Raw genomic sequence first — 20,466 nt, 5'->3', positions numbered from 1 at the left:
TCAAACTCATCTTCTTTCATCAATTTTTACATTTCATCATCCAACTATGACTAAGATTTACTTTACCAGCGCGAACCGTTGATATACGTAAAAGTGTAGTTTTGATCTGTGACCCATGATTTCCAATCCCCTGCAAATTTTCCAAGATTAAAACTCATGCGTTTAGTACCATTAGGTGCTACTTTACATAGTGGTATTTTTACCGGGGCACCAATAAATTCATATTTACTGCCATCTTCTTTGGTAAAAATAATGCGTGCAGTAAAAGAATTCAATTTTGTTACTGTTAAATCACTGCGCCGGTTTTTAAAATCCCCCATCATACACAAATCGCCATTATTCAGCCATATTTTACTGGTATTCCATTCCAGAATCATCTTATCCGTGGAAACTTCTGCCGCTGATACAATTCCAAATCCTGTAAATGTCAATATCACTAAAAATATTACTGAAAATTTTTTAAACATTCTCATTCCTCCTTTCCTCAAAAATAATATTCTGAACTTACTATATATTCCAATCCTTTGCCAAGCTTACCCTGTTTCGCTTGCAAAGTTTTAGAATCACAACAAAAAAGCCTTTTTGCGTGCTCGCAAAAAGGCAAAAGGATATACTTATCCAATTTCCTACCCATCACTCGCAGGCTATAGAAATACTAAAATCAGGCAGTTCTTCTGACTCTGCTTCATTGCTTACCCCGCCTTCCCAGTTTCCCAGTGGCATCTTTGAGGCTTGCTCAGCATTACAGCGGCGTGACCGTGTTGGTTTTACACCAACTTCTCTATTAAGCAATCGATTACACCTGATTCTTTTCTTTATTCAGTTAGAAGTATCTTTTTTGCTTTTTATATTATAAACTACTGTTATCGTTTAGTATTATAGCACTATGTCCCCCCCCAGTCAAACAAAATTGCATCTATATTGTATTAAAACAATATAGAACAATTTTGCTTTGCCAAACTGTCTATAGTTTGGATAAAACAACTCTATCAAAAGTTAAAATATAAAATTTATCTATCAATCCTTATCAACACCTGCGCTTTATTCCTACATCAGAGAAAGTAACATTTCTTTTATATTCTTTATGCAATTTTATTATCGTTTAGCATTATATCACTAACATTTCTATCAGTCAAATAGTTTTCTTTTAGTATAATAAAAATCGAATATATTCTAAAAAAAAACCACTTTGAAGATAAACTTCAAAGTGGTTTCGATTAGGCGTTAAATGATATTTTATTATTGATTAATAATTTTCAACTTTTCTTCCTGCAGCTTTTCTTTAGCGATCTCCAGCATCAGCTTGATACGGTTCATCTGGTTGACCTGACTGGCGTCGGCGTCACAATCCAGCGCAATGATATTGGCCTGTGGATTGGTACGCAGAAGCTCGCGGATCATGCCCTTGCCGGTAACATGATTCGGCAGGCAGGCAAACGGCTGCAGGCAGACGATATTATTGATGCCGCCGCTCAGCAGCTTGGCCATTTCAGCAGTCAGCAGCCAGCCTTCGCCGGCCATATTACCGGTCGAAAGATGCTTTTCAGCTAAAGCTATCAGTGTTGATAAAGGTTCGTAAGCGCTGAAGCGTTTGCTCTTTTGCAGTGCGATGTTCAGCGGCTTGCGGTAATAATCCAGAAACTTCATAAACAGCTTGGACTTGATCACATTGCCCAGCGTTCCGTCCAGCAGACGGCGTTTGACCTGTTCGTCATAAGCCGCATAGAGGAAGAAATCCATCATGTTCGGCAGTACGACTTCGGCGCCTTCTGCTTCCAGATAGCTGACGATATTATTATTGGCAACGGGATGATATTTGACCAGTATCTCTCCCACGATGCCTACCTTGGGCTTGCGGACGTTATCACGCAGCGGCAGCGCATCAAAGGCGGCAGTCACCCGTTTGATCGTCTGTTCAAAAGACAGGCCCGTCAAGCCTGCCAGACTGTCCTTGCAAAGCTGTGACATAACCTTATACAGGGAATCGGCCGCGCCTTTTTCCTGTTCGTAAGGACGTACACGGTGCAACAACTGCATCAGCAGGTCGCCATACAGCAGTCCTTTGACCATATCTTTCAGCAGATGCCACGACAGCGAGAAGCCGTCGCTTTTTTCGCCATACAGCGAAAAAACAGGTATGTTGCCCAGCCCCGCGTCACGCAAAGCACGGCGCATCAGGGCGATATAGTTGGTGGCACGGCAGGCGCCGCCCGACTGAAACAGGGCGATACTGGTTTTATTCAGGTCATACTGGCCCGACTTCAAAGCCCGCAACATTTGCCCAATGACCAGAATCGCCGGATAGCAGATGTCGTTATTGACGTATTTCAGGCCCAGGGCCACTGCTTCCCGATCCGGCAGCGGCGCTATCTCCAGCCTGTAGCCGGCATGACGCAGGGCGGTTTCCATAAACTGGAAATGCACCGGCGAAAGCTGCGGCGCCAGGATAACGTGGGTATCGCGCATTTTTTTCGAGAACGACGGCGGTATATAAGCCGGGATGTCTGTTTCCTCGTGTTTATCAAGACGTTCGCGCATCGCCGCCAGCAAAGAACGGATACGGATACGCGCGGCGCTGATATGGTTGATCTCGTCGACCTTCAGCAAAGTATACAGCCTGTGGTGCCGTTCTAATATCTCTTTGACAACGTCGGAGGTGATAGCATCAAGGCCGCAGCCAAAGGAGCTGATCTGAACCAGTTCAAGCTCAGGATGCGCGGCTACAAATTCTGCCGCACGATAGAGACGTGAATGCCACGACCACTGATCGACGACTACAGGCAGCTGCCCCCGCAGGCTTTCCGGCAGATCGGCAACAGCATCTTCTGAAATAACCGTCAGTCCAAAGGAAGCGATCATCTCCGGCAGGCCGTGATTGATTTCCGGGTCGGTATGATAAGGGCGGCCGGCCAGGATCACGGCGTGACCATGTTCGTCCAGTACCTTTTGCAGCAGTTTGTGCCCCATCTCCCTGATTTCCTGCTTATAGCTGAGCTGTTCGGCACGCGCAGCCTGCACGGCAGCGGCCAGCTCTTTCTGCTTCAGCCCTTCATGTTTCAGCACTTCTGTCAGACGTTCTGTCAGACGTTTATCGTGATACAGCGGCAGGAAGGGATGCATAAATTCAACATCGTCTGCCCGCAGCTCTTCCATATTGGCATAGACGCTTTCGGCATAGGTCGCCACGACCGGGCAGTTATAGCAGTTGTTGGCCGTCTGGCATTCTTTTTCATTATAAGGCACGCAGGGATAAAAAATCTTCTTGACGCCCTTTGCCAGTAGCTCGTGGATATGGCCGTGCACCAGCTTGGCCGGATAGCAGAGCGAGTCAGATGGTATGGAAGCCATAGCCGATTCGTACAATGCTTTTGACGACGGCGCCGACAGTTCGACCCGATAGCCCAGCTTGGTAAAGAACGTGAACCAGAAGGGATAATCCTCGTACATATTCAGGATACGCGGCAGGCCGATAACGCCGCGCCTGGCAGCTTCCAGCGGCAGCGGTTCATAATCGAACACCCGCTGATATTTATAGGCATACATATCAGGCGCGCTGGCCTGGGCCATTGGCAGCCCTGCCCCACGTGGACAGCGGTTGCCTGTATGAAAGACGCCGGCGGGGAAATAATGCGCTGTTACCAGGCAGTTATTGCCGCAGCCGCCGCAGCGATAGCTTTTACTGCGGTAATCAAAGGCCGCCAGTGTTTTGGCATCTACCAGCGTCGACCCTTCCTGACAGCGGTCATGGGCCAGCAAAGCCGCGCCAAAAGCACCCATCAGCCCTGCAATATCAGGCCTGATCACTTCTTTGCCGGTCAGCTGTTCCATCGAGCGCAAAATAGCGTCGCTGTGGAAGGTGCCGCCCTGTACGACGATAGTGTCGCCCAGTTCGCCCGCATCACGCAGACGAATAACTTTATAAAGCGCGTTTTTGACAACAGAAATAGCCAGTCCGGCAGCAATATCGCTGATTGCCGCGCCGTCCTTCTGCGCCTGCTTTACTTTGGAGTTCATAAATACCGTACAGCGCACGCCCAGATCAACAGGCTCCTGCGCTGTTAGCGCCAGTCTGGCAAATTCAGCGGCGTCAAGTCCCAGTCCCTGGGCAAAGTTTTCGATAAACGAACCGCAGCCGGCACTGCACGCTTCATTCAGCATCAGCCGGTCGGGAATACCATTTTTTACAAAAAAGCATTTGATGTCCTGCCCGCCGATGTCGATCAGAAAGGATACATCAGGTGCAAAGAACGAAGCGGCCCGCAAATGCGCTACTGTTTCGACTTCGCCGAAATCAGCGCCAAAAGCGACCTTCATCATCTCTTCGCCATAGCCGGTAACGGCTGCGCCGCCGATGCTGGCCTGCGGGGGCATTTTTTCGTACAGATCCTTTAATGCCGCGGCGGCGATCTGTACCGGATTGCCGTTATTACCGCTGTAATATGACCACAGCAGTTTGTTATCCTCTGACAGCAGGGTCATTTTTAAAGTTGTCGAGCCGGAATCGATCCCCAGATAGCATTTGCCAGTGTAGGCAGCCAGATCTTCCCGTTCGATCCGGTGCCGGTCATGTCTGGCGCGGAATTTTGCATACTCTGCCTCGTCGGCAAACAGCGGCGGCAGTTTGGCAACGGCCTCCAGCGGAGCGTCGTTGACTTTAGCCAGCGCCTGCAGCAGCTTTGCTTCATTGAAAAGCTCGCCGTCCTTACCGGCCAGAGCCGCGCCGATAGCGACAAAGCAATCTGCGTCTTTGGCGATCAGGGCTTCGTCAGCCTGTAGTTTTAAAGTAGTGATAAACTGCCGGCGCAGCTGCGGCAAAAAGTGCAGCGGCCCGCCCAGAAAGGCTACTTTGCCGCTGATGGGCCGTCCCTGCGACAGGTTGCCGATCGTCTGGTTGACGACCGCCTGCAGAACGGAGGCGGCAATATCGTCTTTCGAGGCACCGTCATTGATCAGCGCCTGTACGTCAGTTTTAGCAAAAACACCGCAGCGGGAAGCGATCGGATAAATACGGCCGGAACGTTCAGCCATACTGCCGAGCCCGGCAGCGTCAGTACCCAAAAGCGATGCCATATGATCGATAAACACGCCTGTGCCGCCGGCACAGACACCATTCATCCTCAGCTCAGGCGAGCTGCCCAGCCAGGTGATCTTAGCGTCTTCCCCACCTAACTCGATAGCTGTTTCCGCCCCAGGCAGCAAAGAACGAAGCGCCGCGCGGCAAGCAATAACCTCTTGTACATGCGGCACCCCCATGCGTTCGGCAAAGCCAAAGCCGGCCGAACCGGTCAATATCAAAGAAAATTCTCTGCCGTCGATAATAGCGAGAACCTTCTCAATTTCCTGTAAAAATGCAGTGCTGGGATCTGATAAATGACGGAAATAATCTTTAAAAACAATTTGCTCTTTTTCGTCTAAGACTACAAATTTGATCGTAGTTGAGCCAATATCGACCCCTACATGATAAATCAGCTTCTGCATACCAAATCCCCCTGTCAGGAAGCAGCCTGCCTTCCTGTAACCCAAAGCTTAAAGCTATAGTCTCCATGCCCTGTTTCCCTGAGCAGCCCTTTGCCTCTGCAAGCGCCTGCAAAAAAACTATAAGCATATTTATTTCTGATACTTGAATTAATCAGAGACAGCTTTTTTTATAATTATATACCTGTTCACCTAGTATTTTCAATGCTTTTGGCAACAAATTTCAACAAAAATACTCCATTTGTCGGATTAATAAATTACGCAAACAGATAGTGCTGACCAAAATAAAATTTATAGACTTTCTCTATTAAAAACAAAAAAGAACGGCAGCCTGTACAGGCTGCCGCAGCATGCTTTTAACTATTTTTTAAAGTGCTTCTTTAAAGGCACTGCCGCCCACAAATTCGCGCAGGATAGAGTTCTGAGGGATCAACTCTTTATCCAGCGGCGTTACATGGCTCAGCAGGTCCAGCAGCCTTTGCGCGTTAGTATAAACAGCTTCCGTTTCGGGAACGCCCTGCAGCAAGGGTTCTGCATATTTTTTCAGCACCGCGAATTCATAGACCAGCGTTGTATTAAAAATAATATCCGCCTCTTCCTGGAACGGGAAGATATATTTTCCTTCACCGCAGCGCACATCATCCCACAACTTCAAAGTCATCAAGGCGTCATGCGAACGGAACTGCGAATCGCGCACCAGCCGGCGCAAAAGCCGCATATCCGTAGTCTGGATCCTGTTGTATTCGTCCAGCGACATCGGTGTCAGCGCGCTGATATAGACCTTCAGCTTGTTACGTGCCGGAACGACGGCAGAAATGCGTTCGTTCAAGCCGTGGATACCTTCGACGATCAGTACCGCATCGTCGCTCAGCTTCAGTTCGCGGCCGCGGTATTCGCGCAGGCCGGTACGGAAATTGTATTTGGGTATTTTGACAGTTTCACCTGCCAGCAGCCGCTGCAGATGGTCATTGAACAGTTCCAGATCAATGGCTTCGACGCTCTCAAAGTCATAGGAACCATCAGCTTTACGCGGCGTATTCAGGCGTTCTTTGTAATAATCATCCATCGAGATCGGCACAGGCCTGATCCCATTGACGACCAGCTGGATACTCAGTCTTTGTGCGAAAGTCGTTTTGCCGGACGAAGAAGGCCCGGCAATCAAGACCAGATGCACGTCTTTGCCTTTATCGGTTATCTCATCCGCTATTGCGGCGATCTTTTTCTCGTGCAGGGCTTCGGCGACCTGAATGATAGTTTTGGCATAGCCAGCTTTGATAATACTGTTGAGCTTGGCCACAGTATTACATTTCAGCATCGTCGACCATTCTTCCATCTCGTGGAACATTTTATTGAGCTTGGGGCTGTCGACAAAAACGTCCAGTTCCTCCATTGCGCCTGGTTCCGGGTAGTTGATGACAATACCGTTTTCGTAGCTGATCAGCTCGAATAGTTTCAGATAGCTGCAATCAGGCAGCATGGGCCCGAAAAAATACTCGCCGCAGTCCTGCAGGAAATAAATCGTCAGCAAGTGATCTTCCGGTATCGACTGCAACAGCTCCAAACGGTCTTCTTCTTCCCTTTCCCGCAGCAGTTTTTCAGCTTCTTTTTTCGTTATATGCTGATATACTATTGGCTCAGCCTGTGCGACCAGCTTTTTCATATAATCTTCCAGCGCCTGCAGATCATATTTGCTGAGCACTATGCCATTGGTTATTTCGCAGAACAAAGCGCTGCCTAAAGAGTTACGGGCTTCTATTTTTACTTCCGGACGCAGCTTTTTGATGGCTACAAGAAAAAGGAACAGCAGGCTGCGTACATAGACTCTCATGCCTTCTTCCGTATCACGGACGATAAAGTCAACGCTGCCGTCTTCTGTAAGCGGCTTTTGCAGATCGGTGCCGATACCTTTGAAAACGCCCTCTACGATCGGGCTTTGGTAATTGCCGGCAAATTCCCGGCTTACTTCCAAAAGCGTCGTGCCGGCAGGATACTCTCTGATAATATTGTCGGGTAATGTCAATTTAATGTTCATAAATACTCCTTATGGGAAAAAAGACCGGAACCCTTTTAGCTCCGGTCTTTGGTTGTTGTTGCAGCTTATTTTTCTACTGCCTGCATTGCGGCCATAACCTTAGCTGCCATACCGGCGATCTTTTTGAGCGGTACCGCGCAGACGGCGATACGGACGCCCGCAGCCAGCGGTACAGCAAAGATATTCTCTTCATGCAGCTTGTCGCAGATAGCGTCGGGGTTTTTAGCCGGGATGGACAGGAAGAAGCCTGCTACATAAGGCAGCATAGGCAGGCCGCAGGCGGCTGCTTCTTTGGTGAACAGGTCGGCACGTGCTTTGATCATTTGATAATAATCGTCACGTTCTTTTTCGGTAGCTGCCAAAAGCTCCGGGTCGCTGTAAATATTAGCCAGCGTTTTCATGGCCGGACGGTTGATATTAGACCAGGTAGCACGGCTGGTATATTGATTGATAGCGGCAAATTCTTCGATGATCTCTTTGGAAGAGGAAACGCCGATCATGGCGCCGGTGCGCTGACCATAGAGTGTAAAGCCTTTCGACATACTGTAGGCCACGATACCAAGAATATTGGCCGGCAGATTGGAGAGCTTTTTGAAGATTTTGCGCACTTCTTCTTTTTCACCGGCATAATCGATATAAGCAACATCTAAAAGCAGCGTTACCGTCTTGTCAGTGCCTGCGGTCGCTTCTTTGATGATGTCGATAACGCCCTGCAGGTCTGCTTCGCTGAGGCTGTAGCCGGTCGGGTTATGCGCCGGGGTATTGATCATCAGCAGCAGGCTTTTCTGTTTGCCAAGAATCTCGTTGACTTTGGCCTTTAAAGCCGGCAGATTGTATTTATTGTTTTCGTCCAGCATTTTATAGGTATCCAGCTTACGGCCCATATCCTGGCACAGGACTTTATACGGCCCCCAGTACCAGTCGGAGGTCAGCGCGGTTTCGCCTGCATCCATATAGTTCCAGATCGCATGATGGATAACGCCGGTACCACCGGCAGTGGCAACAGCGGCGATATAGCCTTCCGGTCTGGAATTGCCGAAAGCGGCAGTCACTACTTTATCAAGATAGTCCGGCAGGCCGGAAATAGGCGCATAGGCGATCAGCTCGTTAGTTGCCAGGCCGCGGTAAACCTTTTCGATCGTCGGCAGGCAGACCAGTTTCTCGTCTTCGTCCAAAATAGCGCCGATAGTGGCGTTGGTAACTTTATCAGCGCCGTATTTGGCTGCGGCGGCAACGGCGGCGGCATTAGCGCCGAAAATTTTATCCTGAGCGGATTTTCCTTTGGCATGGTTAGCTGCAATACTGGTAATCATTTGTAAAAAGCCTCCTTAGTTTATATAAGTCACTTTACTTGCTTTTTATTTCGCGCCTTCCGGGAAGAAATGTTCGTGGATAGCGTTGACAGCGGCTTTGACGTCTTTTTCGGGAACCAGGCAGGAAACGCTGATCTCGGAGGTGCTGATAACGTCGATATTGACGTTGGCTTTAGCCAGCGCGCCGAACATGCCGGCTGCGATACCGGGACTGCCCAGCATACCCGCACCGACGATAGAAACCTTGGCGACATTGATCTCAATATCGGCCTTATCAAAATGCATCGTTTCTTTCAGGCTCTCGATAACGCTCATCGCTTCTACCATATCCGTCTGCATCACAGTGAACAGAATATCATTTTTATGATCGGTTGCACTGGCGCTTTGGACGATCATATCGACATCGATATTGGCATCTGCCAAAGCCGAGAAGATTTTATATGCCACACCAGGTTCATCGCTGACACCGCGAACGGCGATCTTGGCAACATTAGTATCGTGCGCTACGCCGCGAATAACAAAATTTTTCTCTTGCACTGTGTATTCCTCCCTAATAATAGTTCCGGGTACGTCGTTAAAGGTAGAACGTACATGGATAGCCACGCCGTTATGCTCGCCATATTCGACGGCACGCGGCTGCATGACGCCGGCGCCCAGACGGGCCAGCTCCAGCATTTCCACAAAAGTGATCTCGTCCAGCTTCTGCGCTCCGGCTACGATACGGGGATCGGCAGTATAAACGCCGTCCACATCAGTATAGATATCGCACATATCTGCCTGCAGACCTGCCGCGATAGCCACAGCGGTAGTATCGCTGCCGCCGCGTCCCAAAGTAGTTATCTGCCCATTGTCAGTAACGCCCTGGAACCCTGCTACGATAACGATCTTACCTTCGTCCAGGGCCTGCCTGACCTGCTGGGCCTGAACGTCCAGGATACTGGCTTTAGAGTGCTTATCGTTAGTTTTGATACCCGCCTGAGCACCGGTAAAGGATACCGCAGGCTGCCCTTTAGCGCAGAAAGCACTGGCCATCAGGGCAATAGAAACCTGCTCGCCTGTTGCCAGCAGCATATCCAGCTCCCTTTTTGGCATTTCAGGATTGACTTTAGCAGCTAAAGTCAGCAAATCATCAGTATGGTCGCCCATAGCAGAAACAACCAGAACGATCCTGTCGCCCGGTTGACGTTCGCGCAGGATCCGGTCCACGATGCCATGCATCTTCTCAGGTGTAGCAACCGAGCTGCCGCCAAACTTTTTCACCAGTGTAGCCATTTACTTCCCCCCGTTTGTTAACTTGCCACCCGGAACAATCCATTCCAAGTGCACAGAAAGCATATATTTTCACTAACTATTATCACATTATTTAGTCTTTCGGTCAATATCTTCCACAAAATTTTCTTGATTGTATTACATTTTTACACAAAACTGCCTCTTATAGATAAATCACCGTCGCGCCGGCACCGCCTTCATGCAGCGAGGCCAGTTCCAGCCGTTTCACCGCGCGGTGCGACGACAGATAGGCAGTCAGGCCGGCACGCAAAGCGCCAGTGCCCTTGCCATGGATAATACGCAGCTCCGGCAGTCCTGCCAGCAGTGCGTCGTCGATGCCCTTATCTACTGTCGGTATCGCCTCTTCGATCGTCATGCCGCGCACATCAAGCTCCTGCCTGGTGGCAGCGGTGCGGGTGACCAGCATATCATGATTATAGCCTTTGCGTTTTTTAGGACGCAATTCTTCGTTGACTTTGGCTTTACCTTTCACCAGCAGGCAGTTTTTCGCAGGTACATTGGTTTTTAAGATGCCCACCTGCACTGTCACATCACTGCCGCTGACGGCGACGATCGTGCCGTTTTGCCGCAGCGAAGGTAAAAAGACGGTCTGCCCTACTTTGGCAGTTTCCTGTGACAGCGGCGTGCCTTCCGGCAGCGGCGCGTCCTCGCTGAACTGTTTATTCAGCTGTTTGCGTGCGGCTTCGGCGGCGGCTTCCAGTTTTTTCGCGTCGAAATCAGCCTTCATCGAGCGCAGCTCTTTTAAAATAGCTTCCGATTCGCGGCGGCTGCTGCGGTAAATCTCATCAGCCTGTTCACGGGCTTTACGCAGCATTTCGTTTTTGCGGCGGTCAAGCTCCTGTTTCTGCTTGTGCAGCTCCTGCTTGATACGCTCGCTTTCCAGACGCAGCGTCTGGATCTCTTTGTTCTGCGTTTCGTATTGGCGGCGCTCGCCTTCCAGTTCATGCAGCACGTCTTCCATATGCACATGCTCCTGATCCAGCAGCTTACCGGCATTTTCGATGATCGCTTCCGACAGGCCCAGCCTTCTGCTGATATTGAAAGCATTACTGCTGCCCGGGACCCCCATCAGTAATCTGTAGGTCGGGCGCAGGCTGACCGGGTCAAATTCCACGCTGGCGTTTTCCATACCTGTATGCCCATAGGCAAAGGTTTTCAGTTCGCTGTAGTGTGTCGTGATCATCGTCAGCACGCCCTGCTCGTGCAGATGCTCCAGCATCGCCATCGCCAGGGCCGCACCCTCGTTAGGGTCAGTACCAGCGCAAATCTCGTCCACCAGCACCAGATCGCCGCCGCGGACTTCGTTTAAAATCTCTACCAGATTGGTCATGTGCCCGGAAAAGGTACTCAGACTTTGCTCGATACTCTGCTCGTCGCCGATATCGGCATAAATAGCTCTGAAGACCGGCATTTTCGCGCTGCGGGCAGGCAGAAACAAACCGGCCTGCGCCATCAAAGCAAACAGCCCGACGGCTTTTAAAGCTACGGTTTTACCGCCGGTATTAGGGCCGGTTATCAAAAGGGTATTAAAATCGCCGCCCAGTTCTATATCCAGCGGCACTACCTGATTTTGGTCCAGCAGCGGGTGGCGTCCCTGCACGATCTCAACCTTGCCGCCCAAATGCAGCATTGGACGTACGGCCTTCTGCTGCTGCGCCAGATAAGCACGGGCACAGATAACGTCAAGCTTGGTAAGGATCTCGACGCCGGCAGTCAGCTGCTCGCAGTCTGCACCGACGCTGCCTGACAGCTGCCGCAGTATCCGTTCGACTTCTTCTTTTTCTTCGGCCATATATTTTTTGATGTCGTTGTTCAGGTTGACGACTGCCATTGGCTCAATAAACAGCGTTGCGCCGCTGCCGGACTGATCGTGAACGACCCCCGGAAAATTGAGCTTGTATTCCTGCTTGATCGGAATGACATATCTGTCGCCGCGCATGGTTACCAGCGCATCCTGAAAATATTTTTGATTATTGGGATCATGCAGGACCTTTTCCAGCTGCTCGCGCACACGGTTTTTCGCTATCTGGATGCCGGTCCGCAGTCCGCCCAGCTTGGTCGAAGCGCTGTCCTTGATTTCGCCTTTTTCAGAAATAGCATTTTCCAGCTGTTTTTCCAAACGCGGCAGCGTCTGCAAAGCTTCGGCATAGCCAGCCAAAGTCGGCGCCAGCTCGTGCTCCTCCTGCAAAAAGGTCTTGATCTGGCGGATCGCCGCGGCCGTACTGCCGATCTCCATCAGGGTTTCTGCTTCCAGCACCGCCCCTAATTGGGCATGCTTAACGGCTGCCACAATATTATGCGCGCCGCCGAAGGGAAATCTTTTGCCTTCATCTAACAGGCGCAGAGCCTCGGCTGTTTCTTCCTGCAGGCGCTTAACAACGCTGAACTCACTTTCCGTGCGGATCGCTAAAGCCTGCGCCTTACCCAGTGATGTAGCCGTTTTACCGGCCAGCATCGCTTTTACTTTATCAAATTCTAATGTTTTAACAGCAAATCTTGCCATAATTACTCCTTATAATACGCCGCGGAAATAATGCCCCCTGGTCGTATGCGGCAGGTTTTCCGCAACTTCGCGGTCGCCCCGCAGCACTTCCTTGTACAGCGTTACCAAAGACGCAGTTTCTTCATCAGTATAATTGCGCGCGTCCAAACGCAGACGGCCGACGCCGATACTTTCCATGTGCTTGACATTGGTCAGCATCGACAGGTCATGTGCATTCAAAATATGCATCCGGCAGTTCTGGTCGGTAACGACAGGAAATTTTGCATCCTTGCGGTCGCTCAAAAACAACTGCTCACGGCAGTTAAATTTGCAGGCGCCCTGATGCAGGTCACCTAAAAAGCTGCCGCCTACGCAATACTCAGAAACCATCATTTCGATCCGGCCCTGTACCATACATTCCACAGGAACGGGGCTGACTGCGGCTAAATGCTCTACCTGCGACATTGTCAGCTCCGCCGACAGGGTCGCGCCCACGGCGCCCTGTTCCCGCCAGAATTCCAGATTCTGGTCGTTATAGATATTCAAAGACATATCGGCCCATAAGGACAAACCGCTGTATTGACGTGCCAGCTGCCACAAGCCGATGTTACTGATATAAACGGCGTCCGGCTTTAGCTGCTGCCAGCAGGGAAACAGCTCGGCAAAATACGGCAGCTGCCCTTCTTTGACGATACGCGGCGTCGCTGCGGCCCATTTTTTACCATAATTTTGAGCAAGCCCTGCTACTTCGGCATAAGCCTGCTGCGGCAGCTGTCTGCTGCCAAAAATATCGCCGCCGAAAATAATGTAATCAGCGCCTCCGGCCAAAGCAGCCTGGGCTTTAGCGACAGTATCAGCATGCACCGTCAAAAACGCGTGCCTGCTGCGGCTGATTTTCTCAGGCGGCACCAGATCGCGCGGCACTTTATGACGCTGCGCGCGCACCGGCGCAAAAGCCTCCAGACGGGCAGCGTCCAAAGCCTCAGCCGCCAAACGGCGGGCTTCGTTGATCTCGCTCATCGGCACCATGACGTTTTCATCACATTCCAGCACCAGATCAGCCAATACATATTCCGTCGTACCCAGGCGGTCCACCTGTTTACGCACTGTTTCTTCATTTAAAGCATGCTTGCGGGCAGACTCTACAATAAACTGTGTTTCACCATAGCCGGTATTGCCCTCGTCGTCAGTCAGCAATATCGTCATCGGACTGCCCGATCTAGCTGTTACCAAAGCGCTTACGGGAATACGGCGTTTAGCCTTTTCGCCAAAAAACTGTGCGGCATATGTCATCAGACGATTATCAAAGGTCCTGAAAACACGGTCATTCATTTTAATGCCATGGGGCACATCAATAGTGACCTGCGAACCTGCCGCAGCAACGCTTCCTTCCTGTCCGTTCTGCAAAAGTGACGTCACTGCAGTGCCAACACGACCACCTACGCTGACCCAAAACTCCAAACCGTCCTCCAGATGCAGTTCTTTATCCAGTTTCAACGTCGCTTTATTATTTGCTTTATCCAGCTTGACGACACGGCCTACCAAAACGCCGCGGTTATTAGGACGCCGGTCGCTCATCATATCTTTGCCGGGACGGTCCAGCAGATAAGCCGTTGTAAAATCACGGTTGAATATCTGCTCGATATTGGCAAAATCTTCCTCCGGCACCTGATAATTACCGGCAAGATAACTGTCGATAGCCCTGCGATAGGCATCGACAACAACGGCTACATATTCAGGCCGCTTCATGCGTCCTTCGATTTTGTATGAAGTAACGCCGGCTTCGATCAGCTGCGGCAAAATCTCTAAAGTATTCAGATCCTTCGGGCTCAGCAGATATTGTCCGGCATCTTTGCCGCTCAGCATATCCTCGCCAGCTGCGTTGACCAGCTTATAAGGCAGGCGGCAGGGCTGCGCACAGCGTCCACGGTTGCCGCTGCGGCCGCCGATCAAGCTGCTCATCAGGCACTGGCCCGAATAGCAGACGCACAAAGCGCCATGGATAAAAACTTCGATCTCTGTTTCCGTGCCCTGACAGATCGTCTTTATTTCTTCCAGGCTCAGCTCGCGTGCCAGGACCACACGTTCCATCCCGGCGGCAGCAGCAAGCTTCACCCCTTCGGAATTAGTGACCGTCATCTGCGTACTGGCATGCAAAGGCAGGTCCGGCACGATTTGCCGGGCCAGACGGATCACTCCCAGATCCTGCACGATAATACCGTCGATACCCACGTTGTTTAAAAACAGCAGATAGTCGGCCAGCTCGCTCAGCTCACTGTCATCAACCAGCGTGTTGACCGTGATATACAGCCGCACACGATGCATATGCGCAAAGTAAACAGCCTTCTGCATTTCCTCGCGGTCAAAATTACTGGCATACTGACGGGCGCCAAAAGCTTTGCCGCCCATATATACAGCATCGGCGCCGGCATTCACCGCCGCCTCCAACGCTTCCCAGCTCCCGGCGGGGGCGAGCAGTTCGATGGTTTGCTTTTTCATTAACTAAAAACCTCTTCTCTAAATGTCCTTCGCCGCTTTCAGCAAGGCTTCATATTCACGGCGCAAGGTGTATAACTCGCCCGCCAGATCCAGTGCCGCCCAGACGGCGACCTTGGAGGTAGTGACTAAATGCTGGCTTGTCGCCAGCTTCTGCATTTTCTGATCGACCATGGCTGCGATCGCATCCACGTCAGCCCGCGGCAGATCGGTCTTTAAAGTGTATTCCTCATTAAAAATTTTCACGGTAACGGCAGTTTTTTCCATTTCCGACCTCCGTTATCACAGCACTTTAACAGTAAAGCTGAATTTATCAAAGCCGCTGCCCTTTTCCCAGGCACGCTTATATTCCAGATTAACCTTATATTCGCCCGGTTCCTGAGCACCGAAAACAATTATTTCCAAGCCCGGCATCCCGGATTTATTATTGGCAGCATTGCCCGGCAGGATATAGGAACGGCCCAATTCATAAAACTGGCCTGCATACCCCTTCTCCTCGACAAACCAGGAATAACCTGTCGTACGGTTGGATTCCAGCTGCAAGGCCAGCAGCTCCCCAGCTTTGACAGTAACGACCTTATCCTCAACGGCACGGGTCAAGCCAAAAACGGTCAGCAAACGCTCTGCGTCCCCTGTCCGCAGCAGCGGGAACAACTTGCTGTAGGAAACAAAATTACTGTAAGCCGCACCGCTGGCAGTACGGGTATAAATACCGTTATCCGCAAACAATACGCCCTCATAAGCGCCTAAAATCTCATGGATGGCATTGCCCTCACCCACAAAATCACGAATACTGAATTCATTGCCGGTCGTCATATCCAAATTTACAGCCTGATAAGCTGTACGTCCGCCGTTAGTCGCTTTAAGCAGTATCCCGACCAGGCTGGGGCGGTTCAGTTTGACTTCATAGCTGACCGTACCGCTGCCGCCGACCTGCGCCAGCAAGTCTTTGACCCTGGCTGCCAAAATACTGTTGGCGTTTTTTTGCAGATTGGTATATCTCAGGCCGTCGATCTCCGGGATCTCGCCCTGCATATTCTTTGTAGCAACAACTTTGCTGTACACAGTCGTCAGCTGCTCGGCAAAAGCCACAGAACTCAATTCCAGCATCAGGCAGCACAGTAAAATTCCCAGTATTCTCATCGGCGTCGCACCTCTTTCAGTAATTTTTTTGATTTAAGCTAAAGTTTTGATATATAAAACAGCCCTGCGCATTCTGCTCAGAGTCTTTTCCTTACCCAGCAGCACCATAACGTCAAATAAGCCGGGGCTCACAGTGCGCCCTGTCAGCGCCAGGCGTGTCGGATGCACGACTTTGCCCAAAGACAGGCCCTGTTCTTCAGCGATCTTATTGTAAGCCGCCTCCGTACTGGCCAGATCAAAGGTCTCCAAGCCTTCAAGCGCATCGATGCAGGCCGTTAAAAGCTCTGCTGCTTCCGGCTTGAAATGCTTGCTGACGCCTTTTTCATCGTAGCTTGTCACATCTTTAAAGAAGTATTCTGCGGCTTCAACAACTTCCTGCAGCGTCTTGACGCGCACGCGCACTACGTCCACCAACCGGGCAAAATAATCTTTATTGGCTGCCAGCCAGGCTTCATCCACCAGTCCGGACTTGATGAAGAAAGCCGTGGCCTCAGGCAGCACTGCTTCCAGCGGTAACGCTGATAAATATTGTCCGTTCATCCAGGTCAGTTTCTTGGTATCATAAACGGCTGCCTTTTTCGACATTTTTTCCAGCTCGAACTGAGCTACAGTATCCTGCAGCGAAAAAATTTCTTCTTCGTTGCCCGGGGCCCAGCCCAGCAGGGTCAGATAATTGACGATCGCTTCCGGCAGATACCCCTGGTCGCGGAACTCTTCGACAGAAGTCGCGCCGTGGCGTTTACTGAGCTTACTGCGATCAGGAGCCAGGATCATCGGCATATGTCCGAATTCAGGCACGTCAAAACCGCAGGCCTCATAAAGCAGTACCTGCTTGGGAGTATTGGATAAATGTTCTTCGGCACGCAGTACATGACTGATCCTCATCAAATGGTCGTCAACGACTACGGCAAAATTATAAGTCGGCATACCATTAGTTTTAACGATGACAAAATCATCAAATTGCGTCAAATCAAAAGTAACGTCGCCGTGGATCAGATCATGCACGGTCAGGCTGCCTTCCGTAGGTATTTTGATGCGTACGGAATAAGGCTCGCCTTTGGCTGCTCTGGCTTTGGCTTCCTCGACAGGCAGATCGCGGCAGGTGCGCGCATAGCGGAATGGCTGTTTAGCCGCACGCTGCTTTTCGCGCTCTGCTTCCAAAATTTCCGAAGTACAGAAACAATAATAAGCTTTACCTTCTTCCAGCAGCCGTTCAGCAACCTTGCTGTAGATCTCACGACGCTCTGACTGATAATACGGTCCGACTTCGCCGCCTACTTCGGGCCCTTCATCCCAATTCAGTCCCAGCCATTTCAGACTGGTCAGGATCTGGCTCACGCTGTCTGCTTTTAAACGCTCTGTATCAGTATCTTCAATGCGCAGCACCAGCTTGCCATTATGCTTTTTAGCGAACAGCCAGTTAAATAAAGCCGTCCTTGCTCCGCCAATATGTAAATAACCCGTCGGGCTGGGTGCAAAACGCACACGCACTTCTTCCATGTTATCGTCTCCTCAATTTGAAAAATGAAAATTCTATATCATTATAATTATATTACGAACAAAGTAAAAAAGCAAAGCAGCCCCGTCCTAACAGGACTGCTTTGCAGCAGATTTTACAGTTATTTTTATTCTCAGGTTATTTTTTACCTGCTGCGTTACTTTTTAGACAGCGGCCTCTTCTTTAACGGCTTCTGCCAAAATCTCGATCGCCAGACAGATATCGTCGTTGTCAGCATATTCTGCCGGGTTATGGCTGATGCCGCCTTTACAGGGCACAAACAGCATACTTGTCGGGGCCAGTGCAGCCATATGCATGGCATCGTGACCGGCGCCGCTGTTCATATGCCGATAGGCGATCCCTTTCGCCGCACAGACAGCATCAAGCTTTGCCGCCAGTTCTTCGGACAAAGCAACCGGCTTATCAGCTGTCAGCATATCCATAGTAATAGTAATACTGTCATTTTTAGCAATCTCCGAAACAGCATCACGAATATTGCTCAAAGCACAGTTGATGCTTTCCTCATCCACACCGCGCAGATCTACCCACAAGGTAGCCTTGCCCGGCACCACATTGATCGAAGCCGGTTCTACGTCTAAAACACCCACCGTCGCAACGGTGCCGTTTTCGGCTTCATTAGTAGCAGCTTCTTCAATAGCTATAACCAGCCGGGCCGCACTTACCAGCGCGTCTTTGCGGAAGCCCATCGGCGTGGCCCCGGAATGATCGGCCATGCCTTCAACGATGATCTTAAAACGTGTCGGCGCCGCGATATTATGCACGATTCCGATCCGCTCGCCTGTTTCTTCCAGTACTTTACCCTGTTCGATATGCATTTCCCAAAAGCTTTTAAAGCAGCCTGTTTCTTTACGCGCCTGTCCATAGGCAGCAGGGTCGCAGCCCCATTCAGTCAGCGCTTCTTTAAAAGTCACAGCGCCGGCTTTGGCCGCGCTCGAAAATTTATCAGGATCGCCTACGCCGACCATCAGCTTGCTGCCGATAGTGGCAAAACCAAAACGGCTCGATTCCTCAGCCCTGAAAATAATGACCTCCACCGGGCGTTCCAGCTCTTCATCCTGCAGCATATACAGCACTTCTAAAGCGCCGATGACGCCTACCGTACCGTCATAAGCGCCGCCCTGCACGACTGTATCGATATGGGAACCCATAGCGACAGGAGTCAAAGCAGGATTTTTGCCTTCCCGCCGCAGAAAAACATTGCCGACAGCATCAGTTGACAGCTGCAGCTTTAAATCCTGCACCTGCTGCAGCAGCCAGTCCTCCGCTGCCTTGTCCTCTGCCGTATAAGCCAGTCTTGTGATACCGTGTTCTGTTTTGCCGAATTGTGCCAGTCCCTGTAACAGTCCGGCTACTCTTTCTTTGTTTACTGCCTGCATAACAGTCCCCTCACTTTCTCACACTTATTCGTTTTTATTTTGGCGGCGGTTCGAGCCGGTCTTAGGCGCTTTACGCTTATCAGCAACGGCTTTTTTACCGCGTTTCGGCTTGGCAGCTTCAGCCTTACGTTTTTTCTGAACCGGTCTTGCCTCACGCCGGGCTATCGTTTTGCCCTCTAAATTCTGCCGTTCCATTTTTACATCCAGCTTGCTTTCAATATTCTTAAGCCATTTGGCCTCTTCTGCCGTATACAGGGTAACAGCGATACCTTCGTTGCCGGCACGCCCGGTACGCCCGATGCGATGCACATACCAGTCTACATCATGCGGAATATCATAATTGACGACATGGGTCACGCCTTCGATATCCAGGCCGCGGGCAGCCAGATCACTGGCTACTAAAATCTGCAGCTTGGCTTCACGGAAAGCCTTCATCACGGTTTTACGTTTGGCCTGCGACATTTCGCCATGCAGTACATCTACATTATAGCCCTTACTGCCCAGCCAGTCACCCAACTCTTTTGTCCGTTCCTTACTGAAGCAGAAAACGATCATCAGATAAGGGTTATAACGGTCTATCAAAGCGGCAACTGCCTGATTGCGGTATTCGTCCGTAGTTTTGATACAAATCTGCTTGATGTTCTCGACTGTTGCCTTATTGGGATCAATATCGATCAAAGCACAATTACGGGTGATCCGCTTGCCCAGCTTTTGTACTTCCTCAGACAAAGTAGCACTGCACAGCATCGTCTGACGCTCAGGATCAGTCATCGCTATCAGCTCGGACGCTTCATCAATAAAGCCCTGCTTCAGCATTTCATCTACTTCGTCCAACACCAGATATTTAACGCCGCCCAGATTAGTATTGCCTTTGCGGATATGGTCCAAAAGGCGGCCCGGCGTACCGATCAAAACATGGCTTTTGCCATCCAGCTTATGCTTCTGCGCTTCAAAATCACGGCCGCCGGTAACTGCCAGTACCTTTACTTCGCTTTCGCCCAACAGCTTTTTCAGCTCTACCGCGATCTGCTGTGCCAGTTCACGCGTCGGGGTAATGACCAGCGCCTGGACAAAAGACCTGGACGCATCCAGACGTTCAACCATTGGTACTAAAAACGCCAAAGTCTTACCGGTACCTGTCTGTGCTCTGGCAATAACGTCACGCCCTGCAAACAGGGCCGGAATAGCCTGTTCCTGAACAGGCATCGGCCTTTTGATGCCCATTTGCTTAAGCTGTTCCACTGTTTTGGCACAAACCTTCAATTCTGCAAAACTATTAACCATCTTTCTCACCGCTTTCATTTCAAATCCTAAAATTAAATAATAAAAAAAGCGTCCGA

At 50.4% G+C, this 20,466-nt stretch carries 12 protein-coding genes and 1 riboswitch; all 12 genes read right to left on the bottom strand.

Going from position 1 to position 20,466, the window contains the following annotated elements:
* Positions 1–62: 62 nt before the first annotated feature.
* Positions 63–467, bottom strand: coding sequence for a hypothetical protein (locus Q4G98_RS11060; protein WP_177559296.1), 405 nt, complete (start codon positions 465–467; stop codon positions 63–65).
* Positions 468–646: 179 nt separating this feature from the next.
* Positions 647–821: riboswitch (cobalamin riboswitch) on the bottom strand.
* Positions 822–1,239: 418 nt separating this feature from the next.
* Positions 1,240–5,478 (bottom strand): acyl-CoA dehydratase activase-related protein, encoded by a 4,239-nt coding sequence (locus Q4G98_RS11055; RefSeq protein ID WP_301961988.1) that lies wholly within the window; start codon positions 5,476–5,478, stop codon positions 1,240–1,242.
* A gap of 364 nt (positions 5,479–5,842) precedes the next feature.
* The gene (locus tag Q4G98_RS11050; protein WP_298562756.1) at positions 5,843–7,507 is read right to left on the bottom strand and encodes a nucleoside kinase; all 1,665 of its coding nucleotides are present in this window, start codon (positions 7,505–7,507) and stop codon (positions 5,843–5,845) included.
* Positions 7,508–7,572: 65 nt separating this feature from the next.
* Positions 7,573–8,820, bottom strand: a complete 1,248-nt coding sequence (locus Q4G98_RS11045) for a pyridoxal phosphate-dependent aminotransferase (protein ID WP_293663357.1) — start codon at positions 8,818–8,820, stop codon at positions 7,573–7,575.
* Between the two features lie 45 nt (positions 8,821–8,865).
* Positions 8,866–10,092, bottom strand: a complete 1,227-nt coding sequence (locus tag Q4G98_RS11040) for an aspartate kinase (RefSeq protein ID WP_293546589.1) — start codon at positions 10,090–10,092, stop codon at positions 8,866–8,868.
* Between the two features lie 160 nt (positions 10,093–10,252).
* On the bottom strand, positions 10,253–12,613 hold the full coding sequence (locus tag Q4G98_RS11035) for an endonuclease MutS2 (RefSeq protein ID WP_293546588.1): 2,361 nt from the start codon (positions 12,611–12,613) through the stop codon (positions 10,253–10,255).
* A gap of 9 nt (positions 12,614–12,622) precedes the next feature.
* Positions 12,623–15,091, bottom strand: coding sequence for a U32 family peptidase (locus tag Q4G98_RS11030; RefSeq protein ID WP_301961987.1), 2,469 nt, complete (start codon positions 15,089–15,091; stop codon positions 12,623–12,625).
* A gap of 18 nt (positions 15,092–15,109) precedes the next feature.
* A complete protein-coding gene (locus tag Q4G98_RS11025) occupies positions 15,110–15,355 on the bottom strand; it encodes a cell division protein ZapA (RefSeq protein WP_177559275.1) in 246 nt (81 codons plus the stop codon).
* Positions 15,356–15,370: 15 nt separating this feature from the next.
* Positions 15,371–16,231, bottom strand: coding sequence for a protease inhibitor I42 family protein (locus tag Q4G98_RS11020; protein WP_298562751.1), 861 nt, complete (start codon positions 16,229–16,231; stop codon positions 15,371–15,373).
* Between the two features lie 33 nt (positions 16,232–16,264).
* The gene (gene gltX, locus Q4G98_RS11015; protein WP_293546584.1) at positions 16,265–17,731 is read right to left on the bottom strand and encodes a glutamate--tRNA ligase; all 1,467 of its coding nucleotides are present in this window, start codon (positions 17,729–17,731) and stop codon (positions 16,265–16,267) included.
* A 162-nt stretch (positions 17,732–17,893) separates the two neighbouring features.
* Positions 17,894–19,126: a M20 family metallo-hydrolase gene (locus tag Q4G98_RS11010; protein ID WP_298562749.1), complete on the bottom strand. Its 1,233-nt coding sequence runs from the start codon at positions 19,124–19,126 to the stop codon at positions 17,894–17,896.
* 24 nt (positions 19,127–19,150) lie between these two features.
* Positions 19,151–20,466, bottom strand: a 1,316-nt coding sequence (locus Q4G98_RS11005; RefSeq protein WP_367949984.1) for a DEAD/DEAH box helicase, incomplete at its 5' end; no start/stop codon positions are given.

This window comes from uncultured Phascolarctobacterium sp., from assembly GCF_958349595.1.
Classification (GTDB): Bacteria; Bacillota; Negativicutes; order Acidaminococcales; family Acidaminococcaceae; genus Phascolarctobacterium.
This window is presented reverse-complemented; position numbering and strand designations above follow the sequence as displayed.

What these genes read in the sequence shown, in the direction of transcription:
- Q4G98_RS11060 (WP_177559296.1), bottom strand. Translation starts at nt 467, where the DNA reads ATGTTTAAAAAATTTTCAGTAATATTTTTAGTGATATTGACATTTACA.
- Q4G98_RS11055 (WP_301961988.1), bottom strand. Translation starts at nt 5,478, where the DNA reads ATGCAGAAGCTGATTTATCATGTAGGGGTCGATATTGGCTCAACTACG.
- Q4G98_RS11050 (WP_298562756.1), bottom strand. Translation starts at nt 7,507, where the DNA reads ATGAACATTAAATTGACATTACCCGACAATATTATCAGAGAGTATCCT.
- Q4G98_RS11045 (WP_293663357.1), bottom strand. Translation starts at nt 8,820, where the DNA reads ATGATTACCAGTATTGCAGCTAACCATGCCAAAGGAAAATCCGCTCAG.
- Q4G98_RS11040 (WP_293546589.1), bottom strand. Translation starts at nt 10,092, where the DNA reads ATGGCTACACTGGTGAAAAAGTTTGGCGGCAGCTCGGTTGCTACACCT.
- Q4G98_RS11035 (WP_293546588.1), bottom strand. Translation starts at nt 12,613, where the DNA reads ATGGCAAGATTTGCTGTTAAAACATTAGAATTTGATAAAGTAAAAGCG.
- Q4G98_RS11030 (WP_301961987.1), bottom strand. Translation starts at nt 15,091, where the DNA reads ATGAAAAAGCAAACCATCGAACTGCTCGCCCCCGCCGGGAGCTGGGAA.
- Q4G98_RS11025 (WP_177559275.1), bottom strand. Translation starts at nt 15,355, where the DNA reads ATGGAAAAAACTGCCGTTACCGTGAAAATTTTTAATGAGGAATACACT.
- Q4G98_RS11020 (WP_298562751.1), bottom strand. Translation starts at nt 16,231, where the DNA reads ATGAGAATACTGGGAATTTTACTGTGCTGCCTGATGCTGGAATTGAGT.
- gltX (WP_293546584.1), bottom strand. Translation starts at nt 17,731, where the DNA reads ATGGAAGAAGTGCGTGTGCGTTTTGCACCCAGCCCGACGGGTTATTTA.
- Q4G98_RS11010 (WP_298562749.1), bottom strand. Translation starts at nt 19,126, where the DNA reads ATGCAGGCAGTAAACAAAGAAAGAGTAGCCGGACTGTTACAGGGACTG.